The 6,777-nt window shown below is 40.7% G+C and carries 10 protein-coding genes; 3 read left to right on the top strand and 7 right to left on the bottom strand.

Annotated features, from left to right (window positions below; translation table 11 throughout):
• The first annotated feature begins 34 nt into the window (after positions 1-34).
• Positions 35-745: a hypothetical protein gene (locus P9B04_RS11730; RefSeq protein WP_342055172.1), complete on the top strand. Its 711-nt coding sequence runs from the start codon at positions 35-37 to the stop codon at positions 743-745.
• Between the two features lie 22 nt (positions 746-767).
• Here P9B04_RS11730 and P9B04_RS11725 read toward each other — a convergent pair whose 3' ends face one another.
• Positions 768-1,031, bottom strand: coding sequence for a Txe/YoeB family addiction module toxin (locus P9B04_RS11725; RefSeq protein ID WP_342055171.1), 264 nt, complete (start codon positions 1,029-1,031; stop codon positions 768-770).
• Positions 1,024-1,284: a type II toxin-antitoxin system Phd/YefM family antitoxin gene (locus P9B04_RS11720; protein WP_342055170.1), complete on the bottom strand. Its 261-nt coding sequence runs from the start codon at positions 1,282-1,284 to the stop codon at positions 1,024-1,026. Before P9B04_RS11720 ends, P9B04_RS11725 begins: the two co-directional genes overlap by 8 nt.
• A 90-nt stretch (positions 1,285-1,374) precedes the next feature.
• Here P9B04_RS11720 and P9B04_RS11715 point away from each other — a divergent pair, with 90 nt between their 5' ends.
• Entirely contained in the window at positions 1,375-1,590 is a 216-nt protein-coding gene (locus tag P9B04_RS11715) for a CopG family transcriptional regulator (protein ID WP_342055169.1), read from the top strand.
• A gap of 14 nt (positions 1,591-1,604) precedes the next feature.
• Entirely contained in the window at positions 1,605-3,368 is a 1,764-nt protein-coding gene (locus P9B04_RS11710) for a tetratricopeptide repeat protein (protein WP_342055168.1), read from the top strand.
• On the opposite strand, the gene P9B04_RS11705 is transcribed toward P9B04_RS11710, so the two are convergent.
• From P9B04_RS11705 to P9B04_RS11685, 5 genes are all read right to left on the bottom strand, one after another.
• Positions 3,362-3,811, bottom strand: a complete 450-nt coding sequence (locus P9B04_RS11705) for a hypothetical protein (protein WP_342055167.1) — start codon at positions 3,809-3,811, stop codon at positions 3,362-3,364. The two genes, P9B04_RS11710 and P9B04_RS11705, sit on opposite strands and share 7 nt — an antisense overlap.
• 77 nt (positions 3,812-3,888) lie before the next feature.
• A complete protein-coding gene (locus tag P9B04_RS11700; RefSeq protein WP_342055166.1) occupies positions 3,889-4,158 on the bottom strand; it encodes a hypothetical protein in 270 nt (89 codons plus the stop codon).
• A 205-nt stretch (positions 4,159-4,363) separates the two neighbouring features.
• Complete coding sequence (locus P9B04_RS11695) at positions 4,364-4,942, bottom strand: hypothetical protein (RefSeq protein ID WP_342055165.1); 579 nt, start codon at positions 4,940-4,942, stop codon at positions 4,364-4,366.
• A gap of 314 nt (positions 4,943-5,256) precedes the next feature.
• Positions 5,257-5,706 carry a DUF4399 domain-containing protein gene (locus tag P9B04_RS11690; protein WP_342055164.1) on the bottom strand — a complete coding sequence of 150 codons (450 nt, stop codon included), beginning with the start codon at positions 5,704-5,706 and terminating at the stop codon, positions 5,257-5,259.
• Between the two features lie 299 nt (positions 5,707-6,005).
• Positions 6,006-6,596: a hypothetical protein gene (locus tag P9B04_RS11685; protein WP_342055163.1), complete on the bottom strand. Its 591-nt coding sequence runs from the start codon at positions 6,594-6,596 to the stop codon at positions 6,006-6,008.
• Positions 6,597-6,777 lie beyond the last annotated feature (181 nt).

The raw sequence follows: 6,777 nt of genomic DNA, 5'->3' as shown, positions 1-6,777 counted from the left end.
CTAGATATAAAGCTAGTTTTGGCTACATTTGGGCTTGAAATTAGCTAAAGTCCCACTAATTCCCCTCAACTTGGTCAAAGACTTTATCTCATCGTGGCGTGACGATAGTCCTCCCGATGGCGGTGGCGGCGGTGGCGGTGGTGGTAATGTCCCCACACCTAATCCTGTTTCACCGACTGATGGTGGCGATTCTGTCACCACGTCTGAGGATGGTTCAGTTACAAGTTACCAAGATGTTGAAGGTAACGACTCAGAGAAAGGTAACTCTGAAACCACTGATTATACCAACGTTTCAGATGATGACCCTAATTCTAGTTACCTCTTTTCTGAACATACTCAAAATTTAGAGGAGGAAAAAGAGAGGGGAGTAGAATTACTCAGTGAGGATAATGGTGGGGAAATTCCCTCAGAAAAAAATGCTACTTCTTCTGAGAAGGTAACTACAACTGAACCTGATTCCTGTAACCTAGACATAATGCAAGATACAGAAGTTAACCATCAGTCTTTAGACTCTGAACATGAATCTGAAAATGAGGTAACTGAGATTCTTGAATGGGACAATGTGGTGGCTGAGATTAACTCTGAGATGACTCGGCTTGGTTGGAACTGCGATCGTGGGGAACGCTATCTCGTTGAACAATACGAAGTGCGATCGCGACTAAGACTTAGCGATGAGCAAATCCTTGAATTCCTTGGTTATCTGAAATCACAGCGATCTACTGAGACTGACCGATGTTCGGGCTAAGCCGTGGCAAAGCAGATCGCCCTTATTCAAGATAATGATACCGACAGGAAATAATGGTCAAATAATCATCATCAACGGCATAAACAAGACGATTGGTTTCATCAATACGACGAGACCAAAAACCTGATAAATTTTCTCTCAAAGGTTCAGGTTTTCCGATTCCTTCAAAGGGGTTGGATAAAGTCTCTTGGATTAATCGATTGATTCTTTTTAAGGTCTTCTTGTCTTGTGATTGCCAATAAAGATAGTCTTTCCATGCTTTACTACCCCAAGCTAGTTTACGCATCGATTAGATCATGTTCTTCTGTTTTACCTGCTTTGTATTCTGCGATCGCTTCTTCTAAATGTTGGGCATTAGCAGGAGATTTTAAGAGATAAACTGTTTCCATGAGACTGTCATAATAACTTTTGGACATGACAACAGCATCCTCTGCATCTCTCCTAACAATGACCGTACAGTTTTTGTCATTGGCTACTGTATCGAGTAGGGATTTAAAGTTTTGTCTGGCTTCGCTAAAGTTGACTATGTTTATACTCATGGGATTTGTACATAGTTAGGTACAAGTCTAATTATAGCCTTTTTCGTTCAACCTTAGATATCATGGAGTAAACGTCTCTATGTAGTGACAATGGCAACCACACATCAAGTAGGAGTAAAAGTCCCGACTCTTCTCCATGAAAAGCTCAAAGAACACGCTGCTACGCTGAACGTCTCTAAGTCAGAGGTGGTGCTAAGTGCCTTGGCGCAATACCTCGATAGTGCTTCGGATGTGCCAATGGCAGTGCGGATGTCTCTGTTAGAAGAGAGAATGGCTGCGGTAGAAGCATTGGTTAAACCTGAATAGGATGGGGATGACTGATGCCACAGAATCCACCACAGATATTTCTCGCCCATGCTAACGAGGATAAAGAAATGGTCAGAGAACTGTATAACAAGTTAGTTGAAGCAGGATACAACCCGTGGTGGGAAGAAGATATCATGGCCGGTTTGAAGCGCAAAGACGCAATGATAAAAGCCTTGGGAAATAGTGATTTTTTCTTGGCTTGTCTATCCTCAACATCTATTAAACAACAAGGATATTTTCAAGCTCAGTTTAAGATGGCTATGCAGAGGTTGGCAGAGTTTCCCCCTCAGACTATCTACCTTATCCCCCTCAAATTGGATGATTGTGATATCCCAGAACTTAGAGCCTCAGATTATGGGTTGAATCTCAGGGAGCTTCAGTGGTTAGACTACTGGAAACCGAACGGGTTTGATAAATTAGTTGAATCCATTGAGTATCAGCGTGGGAATCAGGCAGATGAACAAAGTAACGACATAGGTTCTGCGACAAGTAGGAAATCGAAGAGTCCCTCAAAATCCATCCCATCAAACCTAAACAAACAAGGTTCCTCCCACTTCATAGGACGAGATGACAAACTAAAAGAACTCCATGAGTTATTACAGCAGGAGAACAAAGCAGCTATCTGTGCCGTGTCAGGGATGGGAGGCATTGGGAAGACTGAGTTAGCCGTGCAATATGCTTTGCAGTATCAAGAAGAATACACCGGTGGTATTTGTTGGTTACAAGTAAGAGGGGCTGATATAGGAACTCAAATTGTTAACTATGGAAGGGCTTATTTAGGTTTGACTCCACCTGATGACCAAGAATTGATGGTACAGCTTGGTTACTGTTGGAGTAATTGGGGTCAAGAAAACACATTGATAGTCTTCGATGATATAGATGATTACAAGGCTATCAATGACTATTTACCTCCATCACAGCCTCAGTTCAAGGTGGTGATGACAAGTCGTGTTAAACCAGGGTCTAATATTCGTCCCCTTAACCTAAATGTCCTATCGGAGAATGACTCATTACAACTTCTACGGTCAATACTGGGAGAGGATGATAAGCGTATTGATGAGGATTTAGAAGGAGCAAAGGCATTGTGTGAGTGGTTGGGATATTTACCATTAGGCTTAGAATTAGTCGCACGACATTTGAAAGAACATTCTAGTTTAAGTATAAAAAAGTTACAGAGACGATTAGAGAAGAAAAAGTTAGAGGCTGCTCCATTATTAAAAGAAGGTCAATCAGACATGACAGGACAATTAGGAGTAGCTTCTGCTTTTGAGTTAACCTGGGAAGATTTAGACACTGAGATCAAAAGTTTAGGATGTTTTTTAAGTTTATTTGCCCCTGTTTCCTTTGAATGGTCATGGGTTCAACAATGTTATGTTAATACCGATGAATCCACAATAGAAGCTTGGAATGACCTTCGAGATGATAATGATAAATATCAGAACTATTTAGAAGACATTTCTGAACAATTGAAACAAGATGGTCAAACGGTGGATGGATTCGAGGAAAATTTAGAAGAATGGTTAGAACAATCAGAGGAACAAATTGAGCAATTAGAAACGGAGAGAGATAGTCATCTAATCAAACGTCATTTACTGGAAAAAGTTGGGGAAACAGAATATAAGTTACATCCCCTAATTCGGCAATTTTTCCAAGTCAAATCAGAGAAAATGGATGGCATGGATGATGCTCGTCGTAAATTCTGTGCGGTCATGCTGGAGAAAGCTAAAATCTCACAGTCCACCAGGCTAAACGGAGGAATTTCGATGTATCCCTATTGACGTTTCCCCGAAGGTTCACTTTCCATTGTTTGGCACTGTGTCATCACCAAAACATCCTCTTGGCGGACTGCTATAACTGACCATTTTTGTCCTGTCCTCATATTTTGATGAGCAGGGTGAACGCTAATTTTGAGAGTTTTTAGAGGAGGACGACTGACTTTGATTTGGGCAAAGGCCATCTTTTTCCCTACAACTGTTACTGTCCCCGTCATTCTCATGGCTGATTCTGTGGGTTCCTCAGAGATTTCTTCCAAGTTAACCGACATGATTTTTCCTTCAGCAGTCATATTTAGTGTGGTGAAGTAACTACATTCTTCAGTAGGATAATCAGCTAATATTTTCTTGACTTTAAACTTAGTTTTGTCAGGAAGTTCTAGGTATAATCTTTCCTCTTCTTCTTTAATTGTTCCTCTCAGAATATAATGATAGTTTGGTGAGGACATTTGGTGGGTTAGTCTTTGATTATCCTTATATTTTAACTCACTTGTTCCCCTTCAACTCAACTAATGATAGAATTTTTTCAATCGAACATTACCAAAGAATCCACGTAATCCTCAGTCAGATCGTCTTGTTCATAAACTAGGTCACTGAGTTTGTCCCAACCGTATTCATCATTGAAATCTTGGAAACTGTCTGAGCAAATTTCTTCCCTGATTTCATCATAGGTTGATGAGTATCTTTTTAAATTATTAGTTTGTCTAAATAATAGCTCATCTTCAGGATTACTATTATCATTACTATCGGTAATATCGGTACTTTTCGGTTTAATTTGTTTGGAAACTTTTTTCATTAAATCACCTTATATTCAACTAAATTATACCATAGTATTCAACTAATCATTTCTCCATATACCGACACCTAACCCTTATGTTTCCATGTTCATTATCGGAAACATAAGGGTTTTTTCTTCGTTCAAACTCTGCACTTTGTTGTTCATCACTAAAGTTATCGACGAGGCTTTAAAGCCTAGAGCCTAAAGCCTCGTGGTGCTTAGCCTATGATTTAAGTTTAAGTGCTAAGTTTAATCCTCCAAACAGAAGAATACCCAAAATCGAAACAGGTTCTGGAACAGTAATGGGGTTCTCAGCCCTATTCTCAGTGGGATTCTCAATCGGAACCTCGTCTTGTGCCTGAATTGACCAATTTAAAACGTTAAAAGACGCATCTACACTACCACCAGCTGCCGCACCAAATGGAAGAACCCCAATGCTTGTAATAATGCCATTACGAAGGAAAAAGGCACCTCCTTCATCGCTTCCTGCACCCCAATCCATGATTGTTCCATCGAGTGAAATTGTTGGTTCGCTGAGAGAATCTGAACTAAAAATATCACTAGACCAAGTTTGATCACCCTCAATATCGTCAGTTAAAGTAGCACTGATGTTTGATAGCTCTGTTATTGTGTTGCTATCAGACTGAATTTCTCCCTCTATTGAGCCTGAAAGTAAAGCTCCAGATTCAAACAAATACGAGAAGGTAAAAGAGGCGGCTTTGACTGAGCGACTGCCTAGCAGACTCATTAAGGCAAACATAGCCATAGTAGTGAACCCTAGTTTATTCAGTTTTATCGACATAGGAAACCTTTTATTTTTTCAAAAATAGATAATAAATTTTGCCCAGATTAACATAGGTATCACGATTCTTCAACAAAATTTTTTCTTACTTAACTGAAAGGTTATATACTCATCCCTACGGGACTATAGCAATCGGATTTCATTTAAACCAATGAGGGATAACGGATGCTCTGCGCTCGACCCGTTATCCCTCATTGGTTCAAGTGAAATGCTTATATACTTTTGGTAGCCCAAGAGTTTGCAATGAGTCTTTTCACAATCACTTTAATCGTATGATTTCCCTCTCGTGTCATTGATCATTAACTTCCTATTTTCTACCGAACTGTTACAGTAATTGGCTCGGAAATAATAGGAGGCTCGTGAGGAACATGAGCGTAATTTGCGAGCAATAGTTGTAACTGGTGTTTCCCTGGGGGCAAAGTAAGAGTCGTTTCAGTTTGTCCGCCCCCAAAATGCCGAATATGGTCTGTAGCTGGTAGATACACAGTAAAATCGGGTAATTCTTGAAGATCGACCAACAGATGATGATGTCCTGTGTTTGGCTTTTCAATACCAGCCGGTGCAATTCCCATTCCCTTCAGTCCAAACTTGACTTTAAAAGTTTCTGAGACAATATCTCCGGTGGCCGGACTAATAATATAGACCTGTGCATTATTGGGTACATCAGAAGCTAACTCTGCAGCCAAGACTGGTGGTATTGCTAACCCAAGCCCGATTAAAAATGCCCAGATTAGAATGACGAATGCGCTCAAGATTTTTTTCATATCTGGTTGCTTAAAGTAAGAGTTAACAATTATTTTGGCAATTATTGTTAAGTTCTGTCAATTTTTCTGACATTCTATCCCTCAATCAAGTTTGAAAACGAAAGGGTAATAGTTTGTGTATCGATTTTTTGTTGGCACAAGATTGGCGATCAATAGCTACAATCCCCAGTTAAATTAAGCTTTTTCGAGCCATCTAGACCACAGCAAAATAAAGTCAAACTTGTCAGATTTATTAGCTTTATACTGAGGGCCGGACTTAACAATTTTCATTAGATTCAGGAATTGTGAGGGGCTTTTAATCACGACACAGCCGGCAGACCAATTTTCGATAGTCCCCCCCCTGCACTACCACGCCATCCAGTGGTCTTTGTAGTGTGTAGGTTAATGCCTCTGCCAGTTTCGACGGTGACTTTATCATCCCGAGAATAATTCTTATTACGATCGCGAACTAATCTAGCAGCATTAGAATTTTGGGCTAAAGCTTCATAACCTCGGTGAAGACCAACCTGCCACAAATCTTGATGGTGTCCCGTGTCCAACCTAGCCGCCCCAGTTGTACCACGATAAGGGTTTTGTGTTACCGTTCTACCAGGTTCTGTCGTTCCCAAGTAACAACATTTTAGCTTCGGTGTTCCGTTTTCAAAGACCAGAATAGCGATCTCATCATTCCACAAGTTAGCCTGATCATTATTGAAGGAGCCATTAACGTTCATCCCCTCGACGGCAACAATATTGATTTCACCGGTCCCAGTTCTTAGAGGGTAATTCCTAGATTTACAACAGTCAACAATTCTGTGAGCCAAGGTTGATCCACTCTTTTTGCTCGCACTTTTACCGTCGCTTATTTTAAACCCTAACCGTTCGGCGGTGGATTCCCCACTTTGAACCAAATCAAAAAAATGATGTCCGCCGATTGTGACAGTGGGAGTTTGTTAGAGTCGAATGGGATATCACTATCCCAAACTCTCATTCAGAACCGAACGTGAAGGTTCCCCTTCATTCGGCTCCTCCTAGCTAGTGGGAGCGACGCAAAAATGTCGCATCGACTAAATCTAGTCCAGGCAAGGGCTT

It is taken from the genome of Crocosphaera sp. Alani8 (assembly GCF_038442745.1).
Taxonomy (GTDB): domain Bacteria; phylum Cyanobacteriota; class Cyanobacteriia; order Cyanobacteriales; family Microcystaceae; genus Crocosphaera.
Note: the sequence above shows the minus strand (reverse complement) of the source record. Positions and strands in the feature narration are given on the sequence as shown.